The 19,503-nt window shown below is 76.4% G+C and carries 8 protein-coding genes; 4 read left to right on the forward strand and 4 right to left on the reverse strand.

The annotated features are described in order from the left end of the window. Positions 1 to 28: 28 nt before the first annotated feature. Genes K2F47_RS09165 through K2F47_RS09180 form a run of 4 tightly spaced genes read right to left on the reverse strand, consistent with a single transcriptional unit; the run spans position 29 to position 3,188 of the window. The gene (locus tag K2F47_RS09165; RefSeq protein WP_242902330.1) at positions 29 to 826 is read right to left on the reverse strand and encodes a shikimate dehydrogenase family protein; all 798 of its coding nucleotides are present in this window, start codon (positions 824 to 826) and stop codon (positions 29 to 31) included. A 1-nt stretch (position 827) separates the two neighbouring features. After that, positions 828 to 1,865, reverse strand: a complete 1,038-nt coding sequence (locus tag K2F47_RS09170; protein ID WP_242902331.1) for a 3-dehydroquinate synthase family protein — start codon at positions 1,863 to 1,865, stop codon at positions 828 to 830. Beyond that, positions 1,849 to 2,760, reverse strand: coding sequence for an ROK family protein (locus tag K2F47_RS09175; protein ID WP_242902332.1), 912 nt, complete (start codon positions 2,758 to 2,760; stop codon positions 1,849 to 1,851). The genes K2F47_RS09170 and K2F47_RS09175 overlap by 17 nt, the downstream gene beginning before the upstream one ends. After that, positions 2,757 to 3,188: a type II 3-dehydroquinate dehydratase gene (locus K2F47_RS09180; RefSeq protein ID WP_242902333.1), complete on the reverse strand. Its 432-nt coding sequence runs from the start codon at positions 3,186 to 3,188 to the stop codon at positions 2,757 to 2,759. Before K2F47_RS09180 ends, K2F47_RS09175 begins: the two co-directional genes overlap by 4 nt. 179 nt (positions 3,189 to 3,367) lie before the next feature. Here K2F47_RS09180 and K2F47_RS09185 point away from each other — a divergent pair, with 179 nt between their 5' ends. From K2F47_RS09185 to K2F47_RS09200, 4 genes are all read left to right on the forward strand, one after another. Further along, positions 3,368 to 4,543, forward strand: coding sequence for a DegT/DnrJ/EryC1/StrS family aminotransferase (locus tag K2F47_RS09185; protein WP_242902334.1), 1,176 nt, complete (start codon positions 3,368 to 3,370; stop codon positions 4,541 to 4,543). Continuing rightward, positions 4,540 to 5,643: a Gfo/Idh/MocA family protein gene (locus tag K2F47_RS09190; protein WP_242902335.1), complete on the forward strand. Its 1,104-nt coding sequence runs from the start codon at positions 4,540 to 4,542 to the stop codon at positions 5,641 to 5,643. Before K2F47_RS09185 ends, K2F47_RS09190 begins: the two co-directional genes overlap by 4 nt. Continuing rightward, the gene (locus tag K2F47_RS09195; protein ID WP_242902336.1) at positions 5,633 to 6,334 is read left to right on the forward strand and encodes an HAD-IA family hydrolase; all 702 of its coding nucleotides are present in this window, start codon (positions 5,633 to 5,635) and stop codon (positions 6,332 to 6,334) included. Before K2F47_RS09190 ends, K2F47_RS09195 begins: the two co-directional genes overlap by 11 nt. Before the next feature lie 117 nt (positions 6,335 to 6,451). Then, positions 6,452 to 19,495 carry a type I polyketide synthase gene (locus tag K2F47_RS09200; protein ID WP_242902337.1) on the forward strand — a complete coding sequence of 4,348 codons (13,044 nt, stop codon included), beginning with the start codon at positions 6,452 to 6,454 and terminating at the stop codon, positions 19,493 to 19,495. Positions 19,496 to 19,503 lie beyond the last annotated feature (8 nt).

Consider the following 19,503-nt stretch of genomic DNA (forward strand, 5'->3'; position numbering starts at 1 on the left):
TATCGAGTTTATTCGTATTGGGAAGGCGTCAGCGGCCGATGCGGAAGAAGTCCACATAACACTCCAATTGGTGATCGAGCATGTGGATTCCGTGATGGACGGCGAGCCCGAGCGCGGCGGCCGCCCGCAGCAGCCGGGTCTCCCGCGGCCTCATGATGATGTCGGCGACCACCGCGCCCGGACGCAGCGCGGCGGGGTCGAACGGCAGCGGGTCGCCGGGGCGCAGCCCGAGCGGGGTCGCGTTGACCGCGACGTCCGCGTCCTCGACGCGCGGCACGGCCGAGCCGGTGGCCCGGCCCGGCCAGCGCCCGGCGAGGCGGCCGAGCAGGGCGTCGAGACGGCCGGGGTCGGTGTCGCAGACCGACAGGTGCGCGGCCCCGCCCTCCAGCAGCGCCGCCGCCACGGCGGCGCCCGCCCCGCCCGCGCCGACCAGCGCGAACCGCCGGCCGTCCGGGTCGTGCCCGGCCCCGCGCAGCCCCCGGACGAAGCCGACGCCGTCGAAGTTGTCCGCGCGCCACCGGCCGCCGTCGTCGCGGCGGAGCGCGTTCGCGCTGCCGGTGAACGCCGCCGCCGGTGCCAGCTCGTCCGCGTACCGGCAGACCTCGATCTTGTGCGGGACCGTGACGAGCAGCCCGTCCAGGTTGCCGACGCGCCGCAGCCCCGCGACGACCTCCGCGAGGTCGGCCGGGCGCACGTGCATCGGAACGAGGACGGCGTCCCGGCCGAGCCGCTCCAGCAGCGGGTTGACCAGGGTCGGGGCCTGGACCTGCTCGACCGGGTCGCCCAGCACCGCCAGCAGCCGCGTGGTCCCGGTGATCCGCCCCATCTCAGCCCTCCCCGACCGGCATCGCCGCGAGCGCGGCCGCGACCGTGGGCTCCGGCACGTCGCGCACCAGCTCGGCGCCGCGCGGGCCGTCCAGCACGAACGTCAGCCCGTCCGTGGCCTTCTTGTCCCGCCGCATGAGTTCGACGAGCGCGCCCGGGTCCCGTCCGGCGTCGGCGGGCAGCGCGGTCGGCAGCCCGTACGCCGCGACGACCGCGCGGTGCTCGGCGACGCGGTCCGGCCCGATGCGGCCGAGCAGCCCGGCGAGGCCGCCCGCGAACACCGTCCCGACCGCCACCGCCTCGCCGTGCCGCAGCCGGTAGCCGGTCGCGCGTTCGAGCGCGTGGCCGAGCGTGTGCCCGTAGTTGAGCAGGTGCCGCGGCCCCGCGTCCCGCTCGTCGGCGGCCACGATCGCGGCCTTGAGCGCGACGCTCGCGGCGATCTGCTCCTCGACCGGACGCCCGCGCAGGTCGCCCGCGCCGATGAAGTGGCAGCGCGCGATCTCCCCGTACCCGTTGACGCGCTCGCGCTCGGGGAGCGTCTCCAGGTAGTCGGTGTCGCAGAGGACGGCGCGGGGCTGCCAGTACGCCCCGACGAGGTTCTTGCCCTGCGGCAGGTTCACCGCGGTCTTCCCGCCGACGCTCGCGTCGACCTGCGCCAGCAGCGAGGTCGGCAGGTGCACGACGGCCACGCCCCGGTGGTAGAGGGCCGCCGCCAGCCCCACGGCGTCGGTGATGGTGCCGCCGCCGCAGGAGACGACCGCGTCCGAGCGGGTCAGCCCGGCGTCGGCGAACCGCCGGCACAGCTCCTCCACCCAGGCCAGCGTCTTGTGGACCTCCCCGTCCCGCGCCCGGACGACCGTGGACGGCACGCCGGGGTCGGGCGTCCACTCCGGCGGCCTGGCGGAGACGACGACCGCGCGCCGCGCCCCGATTGCGGCGACGACCTCGGGGAGCGCGGCGCGCACCCCGGGGCCGATCAGCACCTCGTAGGCGCGTTCGCCCAACTCCACCTTGACGACCCGCTCATCTCGTCCGGCCACGGTGGGCCTCCTCCCGTTCCGCCAGCAGCACGGCGCCGTGCAGGGACGACAGCCCGCCCAGTTCCGCCCGCCGCACCGGCGGCGGCGCGTACCCCGGGCGCGCGTACGCGGCGACGCGTCCGGCGACCGCCTCGGTGAACCCCGGCAGCGCGGCGGCGACCCCGCCGCCGAGCACGGCGAGGTCCGGATGGAACAGCTCGCCGAGGCCCGTCGCCGCGGCGGCGAGGGCGTCGTAGGCGGGCTCCAGCGCGCCGGTTGCCCAGCGTTCCTCGGCGACCAGCGCGTCACGCAGCTCGGCGAACGCGACCGCGTGGCCGCACAGGCGGGCGGCCCGCCGCAGGATCGCCGGACCGGACGCGGCGGCCTGGACGCAGCCGAACCGCCCGCAGTCGCACCGCTCCTCCCGCGCGGACCGGTCGACGACGAGGTGGCCGACCTCGCACCCGGTGACGGGCGCGCCGTCCAGCACGACGCCGCCGCCGACGCCCGTGCCGACCCCGAGGTAGACCGCGTTCGCGGCGCCCGCCCGCTCCGCCTCGGCGAGCGCCGCCAGGTCCCCGTCGTCGGCCCAGCGCACGGCGGCGCCGGGGAACAGCGCGCGCAGCCGGGCGCCCACGTCGAGCCCGGCCCAGCCGGGGCGGCCCGGCCACGCCGTGACCCGCCCCGACGGCCCGACGGTGGCGGGCAGCGCCACCCCGACGGCGCCGATCGGCGCCCCGGTGCGGAGCCGCGCGACCTCGCCGGCCAGCGCGGCCCAGTCCGCCTCCGGGTCCGGCGGGCCGTCCGGGGACCAGTGGAAGGCGGTGTCGCGGGGCGGGCGGCCGTCGGCGGTCAGCCGCAGCGCGACCTTGGTCCCGCCGACGTCGATCCCGAGGCGCGCCGCGGCCCCCGTCATCGCGGCACCAGCGCCGTCAGCGCCCGCGCCGCGAGCAGGTAGCCGAGCGAGCCGAGGCCGACGATCACCCCGTCGGACACCGGCGCCAGCACCGACTCGTGGCGGAAGCTCTCGCGCTTCCACACGTTCGACAGGTGCACCTCGATCCACGGGCGGGGGTAGGCGGCCAGCGCGTCGCGCAGCCCCCACCCCGCGATCATCAGCGCGCCCGGGTTCACGATCGCGCCGACCGTGTCCCACCGGGCGTGCACCGCCTCGATCAGCTCGCCCTCCGACTCGCGCTGCACCGACACGACCTCCCAGCCGCGCGCCGCCACCTCCGCGCGGACGAGCGACTCGATGTCGGCCAGCGTGTCGGTCCCGTAGATCTCCGGTTCCCGGCGTCCGAGAATCCCGAGGTTCGGTCCGTTCAACAAAAGCAACTGCACGACCGCTGTTATAACATGCCCCGCCCAATTGTTCAGCGAAATCTCGGACAAGGGAAATGTAGGGGGGTGGATAGGGGATATGAAAAACGCCGGAATCCCGGGTACGGTGCCGATGAAATCCCCGCTGAGGGACGGTTTGCCGCAGGTTCGGGCACGCATTTCGCGGAGGACGGGCGCAGATGAGTGATATCGGGTTGCCGGAGTGGCCGCAGTATGACGAGCGGGAACGCGCGGGGCTGCTCCGCGCGCTGGAGCAGGGCCAATGGTGGCGCATGGGCGGGGGTGAGGTCGACGCCTTCGAGCGGGAGTTCGCCGAGCACGAGGGCGCCCGGCACGCGCTCGCCGTGACGAACGGGACCCACGCCCTGGAGCTGGCGCTCCAGGTGCTCGGGGTCGGCGAGGGCGACGAGGTCGTGGTGCCGGCGTTCACGTTCATCTCCTCCTCGCAGGCGGCGCAGCGGCTCGGCGCGGTGGCGGTGCCGGTGGACGTCGACCCGGGCACCTACTGCATCGACGTCGCGGCCGCCGGGCAGGCCGTCGGGCCGCGCACCCGGGCGATCATGCCGGTGCACATGGCCGGGCAGCTCGCCGACATGGACGGGCTGGCCAAGCTGTCGGCCGACAGCGGCGTCCCGCTCCTCCAGGACGCGGCGCACGCGCAGGGCGCCCGCTGGAACGGCCGGCGGGTGGGCGAGTTCGGCTCGGTCGCCGCCTACAGCTTCCAGAACGGCAAGCTGATGACGGCCGGGGAGGGCGGCGCGGTCACCTTCCCCGACCAGGCGTCCTACGAGGAGGCGTTCCTGCGGCACAGCTGCGGCAGGCCGCGCGAGGACCGCACCTACCGGCACCGGACCTCGGGGTCGAACTTCCGCCTGAACGAGTTCTCCGCCGCCGTCCTGCGCGCCCAGCTGAGCCGCGTGGACGAGCAGGCCGACACGCGGGAGCGGCGGGCGCCGCTGCTGGCCCGGCTGCTCGCGGAGATCCCGGGCGTCGTCCCGCAGGCGCGCGACCCGCGCGCCGACCGGGTGCCGCACTACATGGCGATGTTCCGCGTCCCCGGGCTGGCGGGGGAGCGGCGCGACGCGCTCGTGGACGACCTCGTGTCACGCGGGCTGCCCGCGTTCGTGGTGTTCCGCGCGATCTACCGCACCGACGCGTTCTGGGAGACCGGCGCGCCCGACGCGACCGTCGACGAGCTGGCCGCGCGCTGCCCGAACGCCGACGCGCTGTCGGAGGACGGGATCTGGCTCCACCACCGCACGCTGCTCGCCACCGAGGAGCAGATCCATCAGGTGGCCGAGATCGTCGCCGACGCCGTCGCGGCCGCCACGGCACGGCCGGGTGCGGCGAAATGAGCGCCCGCCTGAGGGTCGCGCTGGTCGGCCTCGGCTGGGCGGGACGGCGGATCTGGCTGCCCCGGCTGCGCGAGCACGAGCGGTACACGGTCGCCGCCGTCGTCGATCCCGACCCGGACGCGCGCGCGGCGGCGGGGGCGCCGGTCGCGGTCGCCTCGGTCGAGGACCTCGATCCGGCGCTGGTCGACCTCGCGGTGGTCGCCGTCCCCAACCACCTGCACAGCCCCGTCGCGGCCCGGCTGCTGGCGAGGGGCGTGCCGGCCTTCGTCGAGAAGCCGGTGTGCCTGAGCGTCGCCGAGGCCGACCGGCTCGCGGCGGCCGAGCGGGCGGGCGGCGCGGTGCTGCTGGCCGGGAGCGCCGCCCGGTACCGCGCCGACGTCCAGGCCCTGCTGGGGCTGGCGGCCGAACTGGGCCCGATCCGGCACGTGGACCTGTCCTGGGTGCGCGCGCACGGCGTGCCCGCGGCGGGCGGCTGGTTCGTGCGGCGCGAGCAGGCGGGCGGCGGCGCGCTCCTCGACCTCGGCTGGCACCTGCTCGACACCGTCGAGCCGCTGCTCGGCCCGGTGATCTTCGACCAGGTCGTCGGCACGGTCTCCGCCGACTTCGTCAACGACCACACACGCCGGGCGCGCTGGAAGGAGACCGGCGACGGCGCCTCGGCCCCCCTCGCGGCAGGCGACGTCGAGGACACCGCGCGCGGCTTCCTGGTGACCGACCAGGGCGTCTCGGTGGCGCTGCGGACGAGCTGGGCCTCGCACGAGGCCCGCGACGTCACCGCGATCACCGTCGAGGGCGGCGCCGGGACCGCCACGCTGCGCTGCACGTTCGGGTTCAGCACGAACCGGCAGGAGTCCTCCACGCTGCTGCGCACCGGACGCGGCGTCACCAGGGCCGTCCCGGTGCCGAGGGAACCGGTGGGCGCCGAGTACTCCCGCCAGCTCGACGAGCTGCCCGGCCTGCTCGCCGACCCGGCGCGCGGCGGGGCCGCGATCGGCCGGGCCCGCGAGATGATCGCGGCGATCGAGCGGCTGTACGACTCGGCGCGCTCCGCGCGGCGGGCGCCCGAGCTGGCCGGGGCGGGGGCCGGGCATGGCCGGTGAGCTGCCCTGTGGCGTGACGCGCGCGGTCGTCTTCGACCTCGACGGCGTGATCGTCGACAGCTTCGAGGTGATGCGCCGCGCGTTCCGCACCGCCTACGCCGAGGTGATGGGCGACGGCCCCGCGCCGTTCGAGGAGTACAGCAAGCACCTCGGCCGCTACTTCCCCGACATCATGCGGATCATGGGCCTGCCGCTGGAGATCGAGGAGCCGTTCGTCCGGGAGAGCTACCGGCTCGCGGGCGAGGTCACGGTCTTCGACGGGGTCGAGCCCCTGCTGGCGGAGCTGGGCCGGCGCGGGCTCGGGCTCGCCGTCGCGACCGGCAAGAGCGGGCCGCGGGCGCGGTCGCTGCTGGCCCGGCTCGGCATCGCCGGGCACTTCGCGCACATCATCGGCTCGGACGAGGTGCCGCGCCCCAAACCGGCGCCCGACATCGTCGAGCACGCCCTCGGCCTGCTCGGCGTCCGCGCGGCGGAGGCCGTGATGGTCGGTGACGCCGTCACCGACCTGCGCAGCGCCCGGGGCGCCGGGGTCGCGGCGGTCGCCGCGCTGTGGGGCGAGGGCGACCCCGAGCCGCTGCTGGCCGAGCGCCCGGACGCGGTGCTGCGCCGCCCCGCCGATCTGCTCGACCTGCTGGGCCCGCCCCTCGACCCCGTTCCCGCCCCGGGCCCGCTCGCCCGTAAGGACCCTTAGGGGGACGGTTAGGGGATTGCCCCGAGCATTCTTTGAAGAGACTGGACCGCACTGGCCCGCGACCATTCGCGGACGCCATTTCGTTCAGGACCCACTCTCTTTGGGGGATGCGCCGGGATGCTGCGAACGGAGCTGATTCGGCCGCTGCCCGAATTGCTGACCGAACACGCCCGCCGCGCTCCCCGGAAGATCGCCTTCCGGGACGCGCGGCGGGCCGTCGGTTATGCGGAACTGGAAACGCGGACGCGCCGCCTCGCGGGCCATCTGGCCGAGCGCCGGTTGCAGCCCGGCGACCGCGCGGCGCTCCTGCTCGGCAACCGGGTCGAGATGGTCGAGGGCTATCTGGCGCTGGTCCGGGCGGGCGCGGTCGGCGTCCCGGTGAACCCGCGCCTCACCGAGGCCGAGCTGGCGCACCTGCTCGACGACAGCGGCGCCCGGCTGGTGATCACCGAGGCCGCGCACGCCGCGCCGGGCGCGCCGCTGGGCCGCGTGCTGGAGGCGCGGCCGGACATCACGGTCGTGGTCGTGGGCGACGCCCCGCCCGGGGCGCTCTCCTTCGAGACCCTGGCCGGGACCGAGCCCGTCACGCCCGCCCGCGACGACCTCGGCCTGGACGAGCCGACCTGGATGCTCTACACCTCCGGCACCACGGGGAAGCCGAAGGGGGTCGTGTCGACCCAGCGCAACTGCCTGTGGTCGGTCGCGGCCTGCTACGCCCCGGTGCCGGGGCTGACCGCCGACGACCGCGTCCTGTGGCCGCTGCCGCTGTTCCACAGCCTCTCCCACATCGCGTGCGTGCTGGGCGTCACGGCGGTCGGCGCGACCGCGCGCGTCCTGGACGGCTTCAGCGCGGCCGAGGTGCTCGGCGCGCTGCGCGAGGACGGCGCCACGTTCCTGGCGGGCGTCCCGACGATGTACCACCATCTCGTCCGCGCCGCGCGCGAGGACGGGTTCCGGGCCCCGCACCTGCGGATGTGCCTGGTCGGCGGCGCGGTCACGACGGCCGCGCTGCGCCGGGAGTTCGAGGAGGCGTTCGGCGCGCCGCTGCTGGACGCCTACGGCAGCACCGAGACCTGCGGGTCCATCACGATCAACTGGCCGACCGGCGCCCGCGTCGAGGGGTCGTGCGGCCTGCCCGTGCCGGGCCTCGGCGTCCGGCTGGTGGACCCCGAGACCGGTGTGGACGCCGGGGCGGGCGAGGAGGGCGAGGTCTGGGTCCGCGGCCCGAGCGTGATGGTCGGCTACCACAACCAGCCCGAGGCCACCGCCGCCGCGTTCCGCGACGGCTGGTACCGCACCGGCGACCTGGCCAGGCGGGACGCGGCCGGCTACTTCACGATCACCGGCCGGATCAAGGAACTGATCATCCGGGGCGGCGAGAACATCCACCCGGGAGAGGTGGAGGAGGTCCTGCGGGATCAGCCCGGGGTGGCCGACGTCGCGGTCGCCGGGCGCTCGCACGAGGTGCTCGGCGAGGTCCCGGTGGCCTTCGTGGTGCCGGGCCCGGACGGCCTGGACCCGGAGGCGCTGCTCGCCGCCTGCCGGGAGCGCCTCGCCTACTTCAAGGTGCCGGAGGAGCTCTACGAGATCGACGAGGTCCCGCGCACGGCCTCGGGGAAGGTCACGCGCCGCGTCCTGCTGGAGCGTCCGGCGCGGCTGCGGGCGTCCGGCGCGGGCCGCCACGACACGCTGTTCCGGCTCGACTGGATACCGCTGCCCTCCGTCCCCGGCCGGGCCGGGTCGGGCGACGCCGCGCCCGAGGTGGTCCTGGCGGCGGACGCGGCCGGACTGGCCGCCCGGTTGAGGGCGTGGGCGGACGACGAGGGGAACGCGGGCGCCCACCGGGTCGTCGTGACGCGCGACGCCGTCGGCGTGGACGGCACGGGCGGCGGCCTCGACGCCGGGCAGGCGGCGGTGTGGGGCGTGGTGCGCTGCGTCCAGGCCGAGTACCCGGGCCGGTTCACGCTGCTCGACACCGACCTCGACCTTGGCGCCGACACCGGCGTCGAGCCGCTGGCCGCCGAGGTGGTGGCGGCGGGCGAGTCGCAGGCGGCCGTCCGGGAGGGCGTGCTGCTGGTGCCGCGTGCCGCGCGCGTCGCCACGGCGGCGGACGGCGGTGCCCGGCCGCCCTTCGGCCCGGAACGGCCCGTACTCCTCACCGGCGCGGACGGCGACCTCGGCGCCGACGTCGCCCGCCACCTGGCCGGGGCCTACGGCGTCCGGAAGCTGCTGTTCGTCGGCGAGCGCGGCACGGCCGACCTGCGCGCGGAACTGGAGGAGCGGGGCGTCGAGGTCGCCGTCACCGATCTCGACCCTGAGGCGCTCGCGGCGCAAGGCCCGATCGGCGCCGTCGTGCATGCGTCCGGTAGCCGGGACGACGCCGCGCGCCTCGCGGAACTCGCCGCCGGTTGGGAGTTGGACGCGTTCGTCCTGCTCTCCCCGATCACCGGCCTGCTGGGGGCGGTGGGACGCGAGGACGAGGCCGTCCTCGCCACCGCCTTCGACGCGCTGGCCCGCCGCCGCGCCGCCGAAGGGCTCCCGGCGTTGTCGCTGGCCGTGGGGCCCGCCGACGGCCGTCCGCTCCCGCCGGGCGCGGGGCGGCTCACGGCGCAGGAGCGCACGGCGATGCTCGACGCGGCGCTCGCGTCCGGCGACACCTGCCTCGCCGCGTTCCGCCTGAACCTCACGGCGGTGCGGGCCGAGGAGGTGCCCGCACCGCTGCGCGGCCTGGTCGAGGCGCCCGCGTCGGCCCCGGTGGCGGCGGACGGCGCCGTGACCGCCGGGCTGCGCCGCCGCCTCCTGGACCTGCCCGGCGAGAGCGACCGCGACCGGCTGCTGACGGACCTCGTCCGCGCGGAGGTCGCCGGACTGCTCGGGGACGGCGGCGACGTCCCCGCCGACGCGGCCTTCCGCGACCTGGGGCTGACGTCGGTGACCGCGGTCGCGCTGCGCGACCGGCTCATCGGCCTGTCAGGCCTGGCGCTGCCCGCCACTCTCGCCTTCGACCACCCGTCCCCGCTCGCCGTGGCGCGGTACCTGCGGGCGGCGCTGCTCGGCGAGGACACCGCCGGGGCGGCGGCCGTCCCGCACGCCTCGTCCGGCGAGCCGGTCGCGATCGTGGGCATGGCGTGCCGCCTGCCGGGCGGGATCTCCTCCCCGGACGGCCTGTGGCGCCTCGTCGCCGGGGGCGCGGAGGCGATCACCGCGTTCCCCGACGACCGGGGCTGGGACCTGGAGTCGCTGCGGTCCGCCACCCGGCGCGGCGGGTTCCTCCACGACGCCGGGGACTTCGACGCGGCGTTCTTCGGCGTCTCCCCGCGCGAGGCGCTGGCCATGGACCCGCAGCAGCGGCTGCTGCTGGAGGTGTCGTGGGAGGCGCTGGAGCGCGCGGGGGTCGATCCCGCGTCGCTGCGCGGCCGCGACGTCGGCGTCTTCTCCGGTCTGATGTACCACGACTACGCGACCGACCTCGGCGACGTGCCCGCCGACCTGGAGGGCTACCTGGGCACCGGCAACTCCGGCAGCGTCGCCTCCGGCCGCGTCGCCTACACGCTGGGGCTGGAGGGTCCGGCGGTGACGGTGGACACGGCGTGTTCGTCGTCGCTGGTGGCGTTGCACCTGGCGGCGCAGTCGCTGCGGTCCGGCGAGTCGTCATTGGCGCTGGCCGGGGGAGTGGCCGTGATGGCCCGTCCCACGTCGTTCGTCGAGTTCACCCGGCAGGGCGCGCTCGCCGTCGACGGCCGCTGCAAGGCGTTCGCCGAGGCCGCCGACGGAACCGGCTGGTCCGAGGGCGTCGGGGTGCTGGTGCTGGAGCGCCTGTCGGACGCGCGCCGCAACGGCCACGAGGTCTTGGCGGTGGTGCGGGGTTCGGCGGTGAACCAGGACGGTGCGTCGAATGGGTTGACTGCACCGAACGGTCCGTCGCAGGAGCGGGTGATCCGTCAGGCGTTGGCGAACGCCGGTCTGACCGGCGCGGACGTCGATGCCGTCGAGGGCCATGGCACCGGGACGAGGTTGGGCGACCCGATCGAGGCGCAGGCGCTGCTGGCGACCTACGGCCAGGACCGCCCGGACGACCAGCCGCTCTGGCTGGGGTCGCTGAAGTCGAACCTCGGCCACACGCAGGCGGCGGCGGGCGTCGCCGGTGTGATCAAGATGGTGCAGGCACTCCGCAACGGCGTGCTGCCCAAGACGCTGCACGTGGACGCGCCGTCCTCGAAGGTGGACTGGTCGTCCGGCGGCGTCCGGCTGCTGGACGAGGCGCGCGAGTGGCCCGAGGTGGACCGTCCGCGCCGGGCGGGCGTGTCGTCGTTCGGCGTGTCCGGCACCAACGCCCACGTGATCATCGAGCAGGCGCCGGACGCCGCGTCCCCCGGCGTCCCCTCCGCACCCGACCCTGACGTCGTAGCCCTGCCGGTCTCCGCCCGCGCGGCGACCGCGTTGCGCGCGCAGGCCGGACTGCTGCGCGACGACGTCCTCGCCCGCCCCGAGACCCGGCTGGCCGACGTCGGCTCCTCCCTGGCCGCGACGCGCGCCGCGCTCCACCACCGCGCGGTCGTCGTGGCGGGCGGCCGGGACGAGGCCGCCGCCGGGCTCGGCGCGCTCGCGGCCGGGAGCCCCGCGCAGGACGTCGTGGCGGGCGTCGCCGACGTGGACGGCAGGACGGTGTTCGTGTTCCCCGGCCAGGGCACGCAGTGGGCCGGGATGGGCGTGGAGCTGCTGGAGGCGTCCCCGGTCTTCGCCGCCCGGCTGGCCGAGGTCGCCGCCGCGCTCTCCGCCCATGTGGACTGGTCGCTCACCGAGGAGCTGCGCGGCCCCCTCGACCGGGTGGACGTCGTGCAGCCCGTCTCCTTCGCGGTCATGGTCGCGCTGGCAGAGGTGTGGCGCTCCCACGGCGTGACGCCGGACGCGGTCGTGGGGCACTCCCAGGGCGAGATCGCCGCCGCGTGCGTGGCCGGGGCGCTGTCGCTGGAGGACGCGGCGCGCGTGGTGGCGCTGCGGAGCCAGGCGATCGCGCGCGGCCCGTCCGGCCGGGGCGGGATGGTGTCGGTGGCGCTCCCGGTCGAGGAGGCCGCCGCCCGGCTGATCCCCGGCCTGGAGATCGCGGCCGTCAACGGCCCGTCCTCGGTCGTCGTCGCGGGAGACCCCGGCGCCCTGGACGAGCTGGTCGCGGCCTGCGAAGCCGATGGCGTCCGCGTGCGGCGGGTGCCGGTCGACTACGCCTCGCACACCTCGCACGTCGAGTCGATCGAGGACGAGCTGGCCGCCCTGCTCGACGGGCTCGCCCCGAAGCCGTCGCCGGTGCCGTTCTTCTCCACCGTCGAGGGCCGATGGCTCGACACGACGACCCTCGACGGCGGCTACTGGTACCGGAACCTGCGCCGGACGGTCCGGTTCGCCGACGCCGTCACGACGCTCGCCGAGGAGGGCTTCCGCGCGTTCGTCGAGGTCAGCGCGCACCCCGTGCTGGCGCCCGCGATCGCGGAGATCGTGCCGGAGCCGTCGGTGGTCGTCGGGACGCTGCGCCGCGACGACGGCGGCGTCCGGCGCCTGCTGCTCTCGCTCGGCGAACTGCACGTGCGCGGCGTCCCGGTCGACTGGTCGGCGGTGTTCGCGGCCGCCGAACCGCGTTCCGTCGCGCTGCCGACCTACGCGTTCCAGCGCGAACGGTACTGGCTCGAACCCGCCCGGGGCGCCGGCGCCGGGGCGGAGGCGGCCGGGCACCCGCTGCTCGACGCGCTCGTCCCGCTCGCCGGGTCGGACGGCGCGGTGCTCACCGGACGGCTCACCGCGCGCGATCCCCGCTGGCTCGCCGACCACCGCGTGGACGGCGCCGTGCTGCTGCCCGGTACCGCGCTGCTCGACGTCCTCCACCACATCGGCGACCGGCGCGGCGCCCCCGCCGTCGCCGAGCTGACCGGGTCCGCGCCGATCGTGCTGCCCGAGGGCGGGGCGCTCGACGTCCAGTTCCGCGTCGAGGGACGCTCGGTCCGCGTCCACACGCGCGACGGCGCCGACGCGGAGTGGACCGAGAACGCGACCGCGACGCTGACCGACGACACCCGTCCGGGCACGGGCGTCCCCTGGCCGCCGCCCGCCGACGCGCGCCCGCTCGACCTGGACGGCTTCTACGACGACCTCACCGTCGACTACGGCCCCGCCTTCCGCGCGGTCCGGGCCGCCTGGGCGGGCGACGGGGAGGCGTGGGTCGAGCTCCGGCTGCCGGAGGACGCCGACCCCGACGGCTACGGGCTCCACCCCGCGCTGCTCGACGCGGCCCTGCACCCGATCGCCGCCGCGCGGCTGCTGCCCGACCCCGACCGGCCGCGTCTGGCGTTCTCGTGGTCCGGCGTGCGCCTGCACGCGACCGGCGCGCGGACGCTGCGCGTGCATCTGACCGCGATCGGGCCCGACGCCGTGTCCATCAGCGCGGCGGACCCGTCAGGGGCGCCGGTGGCCGACGTCGAGTCGCTCACGCTGCGCCCGCTCGACCCGAGGCGCCTCACCTCGGGCGGGGCGCGCGGCCGGATGTTCGAAGTGGCGTGGGTTCCGGTCGGCGAAGCGGACAGAGCGGTGCGCGCCGTACCGGAGGTCGTCGTGCACCGGGTCGGGGACGGCGACGCCGGGCTGCCGCTCGCCGAGCGCGTCCGCGCGCTGGGGCTCGACGTCCTGCGCGTCCTGCGCGAGTGGCCGGACGATCCGCGCGCCGCCTCGGCCCGCCTCCTGGTCGTCACCCGGCCGGACGACCTCGCGCACGAGGCGGTGCGCGGCCTGGTCCGCAGCGCGCAGTCGGAGCATCCCGGCCGGTTCGCGTCGCTGGTCACCGCCGACCCGGTCGACGCGGCGGTCGCCGCCGCGCTGCCGCTGCTCACCGAGGAACCCCAACTGACGGTGCGGGAGGGGGAGGTCCTGGTGGCGCGGCTGACGCGGGCGCCGCTGCCCCCGCCGCCGGAGCGCTCGCGGCTCGCCGGTGGAACCGTGCTGCTCACCGGCGCGACGGGCGGACTCGGACGCCTCGTCGCCCGGCACCTCGTCCAGGCGCACGGCGTCGCGGAACTGGTCCTGCTGTCGCGGACCGGCGCGCCGGAGGAGTGGGTCACGGAGCTGTCCGCGCACGGCGCGCGGGTGCGGTCGGTCGCCGCCGACGTGGCGGACCGGGACGCCCTCGCCGAGGTGGTCGGGCAGGTCGCGGACCGGCTCACCGGCGTCGTCCACACGGCCGGGGTCGTCGCCGACGGCGTGCTGGCCTCGCTCGGCCCGGACGCCTGGCACGCCGCACTGGCGCCCAAGGTGGACGGCGCCTGGAACCTCCACGAGCTGACCCGCGACCTCGACCTCGCCGCGTTCGTCCTGTACTCCTCGGCGTCGGCCGTGTTCGGCAGCCCGGGGCAGGGCAACTACGCGGCCGGCAACGCCTTCCTCGACGCGCTCGCCCGCCACCGGCGGGACCAGGGCCTGCCCGCGATCTCCCTCGCGTGGGGGCTGTGGGGCGGGGCCGAGGGCATGGGCGGACGGCTCTCCGACACCGACCTGGCCCGGATGGCGCGCGCCGGGACGCGTCCGCTTACCGCCGAGCAGGGCCTCGCGCTGTTCGACGCCGCGCTGGAAAGCGACCGCGCGGCGCTCGTGCCGATCCGGCTGGACCTCGCGGCCGTCCGCGCGGGCGGCGAGGTGCCGCCACTGCTGCGCGCCTTGGCGCCTGTCCGGGCCCGGCGGGCGGAGAGTGTCCCGGAGGCCACGGGCCCCGCGGATCTGCTCGACGTCGTCCGGGGCGCGGCGGCGGCCGTGCTCGGGCACTCCGGCGCCGACGCCGTCGAGCCGGGCCGCGCGTTCCGCGACCTCGGCCTCGACTCGCTCACGGCGGTCGAGCTGCGCAACCGGCTCGCCGAGGCCACCGGGCTCCGCCTGCCCGCGACGCTGGTCTTCGACCACCCCACCGCGGAACGGCTGGCCGCGCACCTGCGGACCGCGCTGTCCGGGACCGAGGAGGCCCGTCCCGCGGCCCCGGCCTCGGCCGTCGCGGCCACGGACGACGTCGCGATCGTGGCTATGGCGTGCCGGTTCCCCGGCGACGTGGACTCGGCCGAGGACCTGTGGCGGTTCGTGACGTCCGGCGGCGACGCGATCACCGGCTTCCCGGCGGACCGCGGCTGGGACCTCGACGGCGTCCACGACCCCGATCCCGACGCGCCCGGCCGGACCTACGTCCGGGGCGGTGGCTTCCTGAGCGGCGTCGCCGACTTCGACGCCGACTTCTTCGGGATCAACCCGCGCGAGGCGCTGGCCATGGACCCGCAGCAGCGGCTGCTGCTGGAGGTGTCGTGGGAGGCGCTGGAGCGCGCGGGCGTCGACCCCGCGTCCCTGCGCGGAACGCCCACCGGCGTCTTCGTCGGGACGCACGGCCAGGACTACGGGACCGGCGGCGCCCGCGACCATGTGGACGAGGGCTACCTCATCATCGGCAACGCCGCGAGCGTGCTGACCGGCCGGGTCGCCTACACGCTGGGGCTGGAGGGTCCGGCGGTGACGGTGGACACGGCGTGCTCGTCGTCGCTGGTGGCGCTGCACCTTGCGGCGCAGTCGCTGCGGTCGGGCGAATCGTCGCTGGCGCTGGCGGGCGGTGTGTCGGTCATGTCCACGCTTGAGGGCGTGGTCGGTTTCAGCCGTCAGCGCGGGCTGGCCGCCGACGGGCGCTGCAAGGCGTTCGGCGAGGACGCCGACGGCTTCGGCATGTCGGAGGGCGTCGGGGTGCTGGTGCTGGAGCGCCTGTCGGATGCGCGCCGCAACGGGCATGAGGTGCTGGCGGTGGTGCGGGGTTCGGCGGTGAACCAGGACGGTGCGTCGAATGGGTTGACCGCGCCGAACGGTCCGTCGCAGGAGCGGGTGATCCGTCAGGCGCTGGCCAACGCCGGTCTGACCGGCGCGGACGTCGATGCCGTCGAGGGGCACGGGACGGGCACGAGGTTGGGCGATCCGATCGAGGCGCAGGCGCTGCTGGCGACCTACGGCCAGGACCGCCCGGACGACCGTCCGCTGTGGCTCGGGTCGGTCAAGTCGAACCTCGGCCACACGCAGGCGGCGGCGGGCGCGGCCGGTGTGATCAAGATGGTGCAGGCGCTGCGGAACGGCGTCCTGCCCAAGACTCTGCACGTGGAGCCCCCGTCGTCGCGGATCGACTGGTCGTCGGGGAACGTCCGGCTGCTGGACGAGGCGCGCGACTGGCCCGAAGGCGATCGTCCGCGCCGGGCGGGCGTGTCGTCGTTCGGCGTGTCCGGCACCAACGCCCACGTGATCATAGAGGAGGCGGCGCCGGTCGCCGGGCCGGACGCCGTCGCCGACGACGCGGGACCGGCGGTGACGGTGTGGCCGGTGTCGGCGCGCGGGCCGGAGGCGCTGCGGGCGCAGGCGGCCCGGCTCGCGTCGTTCGCCAGGCAGGACGAGGCACCGGCGGCCGCGGAGATCGGGCACGCGCTGGCCACCACGCGGGCCGCCTTGGACCGCCGCGCTGTTGTGGTCGCGGCCGACCGGGGCGAGGCGGCGGAGGCGCTCGTCGCGCTGGCGCAGGGCGAACCGTCCCCGGCCCTGGTCACCGGGACGGCGGACGTCACCGGCCGGACGGTCTTCGTGTTCCCCGGGCAGGGCGCCCAGTGGGTGGGAATGGGCCGCGCCCTCGCCGAGTCGTCCCCGGTCTTCGCCGACGCGCTGGCCGAGGCGGCACGGGCCCTGGAACCCTACGTCACCTGGTCCCTGAACGACCCCCTGGACCGCGTGGACGTCGTCCAGCCCGCGTCGTTCGCCGTGATGGTGGCGCTGGCGCGGCTGTGGGAGTCATTCGGCGTCCGTCCCGACGCCGTGGTTGGGCATTCGCAAGGTGAGATAGCCGCCGCGCACATCTCCGGGGCGCTGTCGTTGGAGGACGCGGCGCGCGTGGTGGCGCTGCGGAGCCAGGCCATCGCGCGCGGCCTGGCGGGCCGGGGCGGCATGGTGTCGGTCGCGCTCCCGCTGGAGCAGGTGACCGCGCGGCTGACCGGAAGCCTGGAGGTCGCGGCGGTCAACGGCCCGTCGTCGGTGGTCGTCTCGGGTGACCCGAGCGCGCTGGACGAGTTGGTCGCAGCCTGTGAGGCCGACGGTGTCCGGGTGCGCCGGGTTCCGGTTGATTACGCCTCGCACAGCTCGCACGTCGAGTCGATCGAGGACGAACTGGCGACCCTGCTCGACGGCCTCACGCCGCAGCAGTCGCGGGTGCCGTTCTTCTCCACCGTCGAGGGTCGATGGCTCGACACGACCACGCTCGACGGCCGCTATTGGTACCGGAATCTGCGCCGGACCGTCCGGTTCGCCGACGCCGTCGAAACCCTTGCCGAAGAGGGCTTCCGCGCGTTCGTCGAGGTGAGCGCGCATCCGGTGCTGTCGGCGAGCGTCCAGGAGATCCTGGACGACCGTCCAGCCGCTGTCGTCGGCTCCCTCCGCCGCGACGACGGCGACCTGCGGCGCTTCCTGCTGTCGCTCGGCGAACTCCAGGTGCGCGGCGTCCCCGCCGACTGGTCGGCGCTGCACACCCCGGCGCCCCGGCCGGTGCGGCTCCCGACCTATGCGTTCCAGCGCCGCCGCTACTGGATCGAGCCGTCCGGGGCCCTCCTGGAGACGGTCACGCCCGACCCGGAGACCGGCGGAGTGCTCGCCGGGGGACGCCTCTCCCTCGGCGCCCGGCCCTGGCTGGCCGACCACGCCGTGGCGGGGCGCGTCCTGCTGCCGGGCGCGGCCTTCGCCGAGCTGGCGCTGCAAGCCGCGCGGGAGACCGGCGCCACGGCACTCGACGACCTGGTCATCGAGGCGCCGCTGGCGATCCCCGAGAAGGGCACGGTGGAGGTCTCGGTCTCCATCGGCGCCGAGGACGCCGCCGGAAGGCGCCCGCTGAACGTCCACGCGCGTCCCGAACCGGACGCCCCCTGGACGCGGCACGCCACCGGCCGGGCGGCGGCCGACAGCCCCGCCCCCGCGCCGGTGGCGTGGCCGCCCAGCGGAGCCGAGCCCGTCGACCTCGCCTCCTTCTACGAGGACCTGGCCGAGCGCGGATACGAATACGGACCGGCGTTCCGGGGCCTGCGCACCGCGTGGGCCCGCGACGGCGAGGTGTTCGCGGAGGTGGAACTGCCCGAGGGCGTCGCCGCGGACGGCCTCGTCCTGCATCCCGCCCTGCTGGACGCGGCGCTCCAGTCCGCGAACCTGGGCGCGGCGCCGCGCTCCGCCGACGGCAGGCCCCTCCTCCCGTTCGCGTGGAACGACATCGTGTTTCACGCGTCCGGCGCCACGGCGCTCCGCGTCCACGCGACGCGGGTGGGCGACGACGCGGTCTCGTTCGCGATCACCGACCGGACGGGACGTCCGGTCGCCGGGATCGGTTCGCTGGTGCTGCGCACGGCCGCCGCACCCGCCGCCGACGCCCTCCACCGGATCGCCTGGACGTCCGTATCGGCGGCCCCGGACGCCGCGCCGCTCGCGCCCGGGGACGTCCTCGACCTCACCGGCCTGCCCGGCGGCGCGCCGCCCGAGGCGGCCCGCGCCCTGGTCGGACGGGCGCTGCGCGGGATCGCCGACGGGCCCCCGAAGGTCGTCCTCACCCGCACCGGGCCCGCCGGCTCGGCCGTGCGGGGCCTGATCCGCACGGCCCGCCTGGAGGACCCGGCACCGGTCACGCTCGTGGAGACCGACGACCCGGACGCCGCGCGTGCGCTGCTGCCCGCCGCGCACGCGTCGGACGAGCCGGAGCTCGCCGTACGCTCCGGGGAGCTGCACGCGCCCCGGCTGGTGCGGGCGGCGGCCACCGGGGCCGGGCCCGCGCTCGACCCGGACGGCACGGTCCTGGTCACCGGCGGCACGGGGACGCTGGGCGGGCTGGTCGCGCGGCACCTGGCCACCGTCCACGGCGTCCGCGAACTGGTGCTGGCCAGCCGCCGGGGCCCGGCCGCTCCCGGCGCCGACGAGCTGGCGGACGAGCTGCGCGAGGCCGGGGCCCGGGTGCGCGTGGTCGCGGCGGACGTCTCCGACCGGGACGCCCTCGCGCGCCTGCTGGCGGAGATACCGGCCGAACACCCGCTGACGGCCGTTGTGCACACGGCAGGCGTGCTGGACGACGGCGTCCTGACATCGCTGACCCCCGAACGGGTGGACGCGGTGTTCCGTCCCAAGGCGGACGCGGCCTGGCACCTGCACGAGCTGACCCGCGACCTGGACCTGGCGGCGTTCGTCCTGTTCTCCTCCGGCGCCGGGATCTTCGGCAACCCGGGCCAGGGCAACTACGCGGCGGCGAACGGGTTCCTCGACGGGCTGGCCGAGGCACGACGTGCCGAAGGGCTGCCCGCCGTCTCCCTGGCCTGGGGCCTGTGGGACGAGGCGTCCGGCCTCACCGGCCACCTCGGCGACGCGGGCCGCGACCGGCTCGCCAAGGGACTCCAGGTGGCGCTGTCGTCGTCGGAGGCGCTGGCGCTGCTGGACCTGGCGTTGCGCGCCGACGCCGAGGCGGTGCTCGTCCCCACCCGGCTCGACCACGCGGCGCTCCGCGACCGCGCGGACGAGGGCACGCTCCCGGCGCTGCTGCGCGGCCTGGTGCGGGCGACGGCGCCGCGCGCCACCGCCACTGCGGCCGAGCCGTCCGAGGAAGGACTGGCCGACCGCCTCGCCCGGCTCTCCGAACCCGACCGGCTCCGCGAGCTGGTCGAGCTGGTGCGCGCCACCGCGTCGGACGTCCTCGGGCGCCCCGCCGGGGAGCCCGTGCGGGCTGACCAGGCGTTCAAGGACACCGGCTTCGACTCGCTGGCCGCCGTGCGGATGCGCAACCGGCTCGCCGAGACGACGGGCGTGCGGCTCGCCGCCACCGCCGTCTTCGACCACCCCACCCCGGCCGCGCTCGCCGAGCACCTGCGCGCCGAACTCGGCGTCGCCCCGCACGAGGACGCCCCGCCCGCCCTGCGCGAACTGGAACAGCTGGAACGCGCGCTCGGCGATCCCCCGGCGGACGGCGCGCTCCGCGACCGGATCGTCGCGCGGCTCGACGCCCTGACCGCCCGCCTCGCCGGATCGGGCGAGCCCGGCCCCGACCTGGAGGAGGCGAGCGACGACCAGCTCTTCGCGCTCGTCGACCACGAACTCGGACAGGTCTGAAGGAGGAG

It is taken from the genome of Actinomadura terrae (assembly GCF_022751215.1).
Lineage (GTDB): Bacteria > Actinomycetota > Actinomycetes > Streptosporangiales > Streptosporangiaceae > Spirillospora > Spirillospora terrae.

Excerpts from the sequence above, each read along its gene's own strand:
- K2F47_RS09165 (WP_242902330.1), bottom strand. The coding sequence starts at position 826 with ATGGGGCGGATCACCGGGACCACGCGGCTGCTGGCGGTGCTGGGCGAC.
- K2F47_RS09195 (WP_242902336.1), top strand. The coding sequence starts at position 5,633 with ATGGCCGGTGAGCTGCCCTGTGGCGTGACGCGCGCGGTCGTCTTCGAC.
- K2F47_RS09185 (WP_242902334.1), top strand. The coding sequence starts at position 3,368 with ATGAGTGATATCGGGTTGCCGGAGTGGCCGCAGTATGACGAGCGGGAA.
- K2F47_RS09175 (WP_242902332.1), bottom strand. The coding sequence starts at position 2,760 with ATGACGGGGGCCGCGGCGCGCCTCGGGATCGACGTCGGCGGGACCAAG.
- K2F47_RS09190 (WP_242902335.1), top strand. The coding sequence starts at position 4,540 with ATGAGCGCCCGCCTGAGGGTCGCGCTGGTCGGCCTCGGCTGGGCGGGA.
- K2F47_RS09200 (WP_242902337.1), top strand. The coding sequence starts at position 6,452 with ATGCTGCGAACGGAGCTGATTCGGCCGCTGCCCGAATTGCTGACCGAA.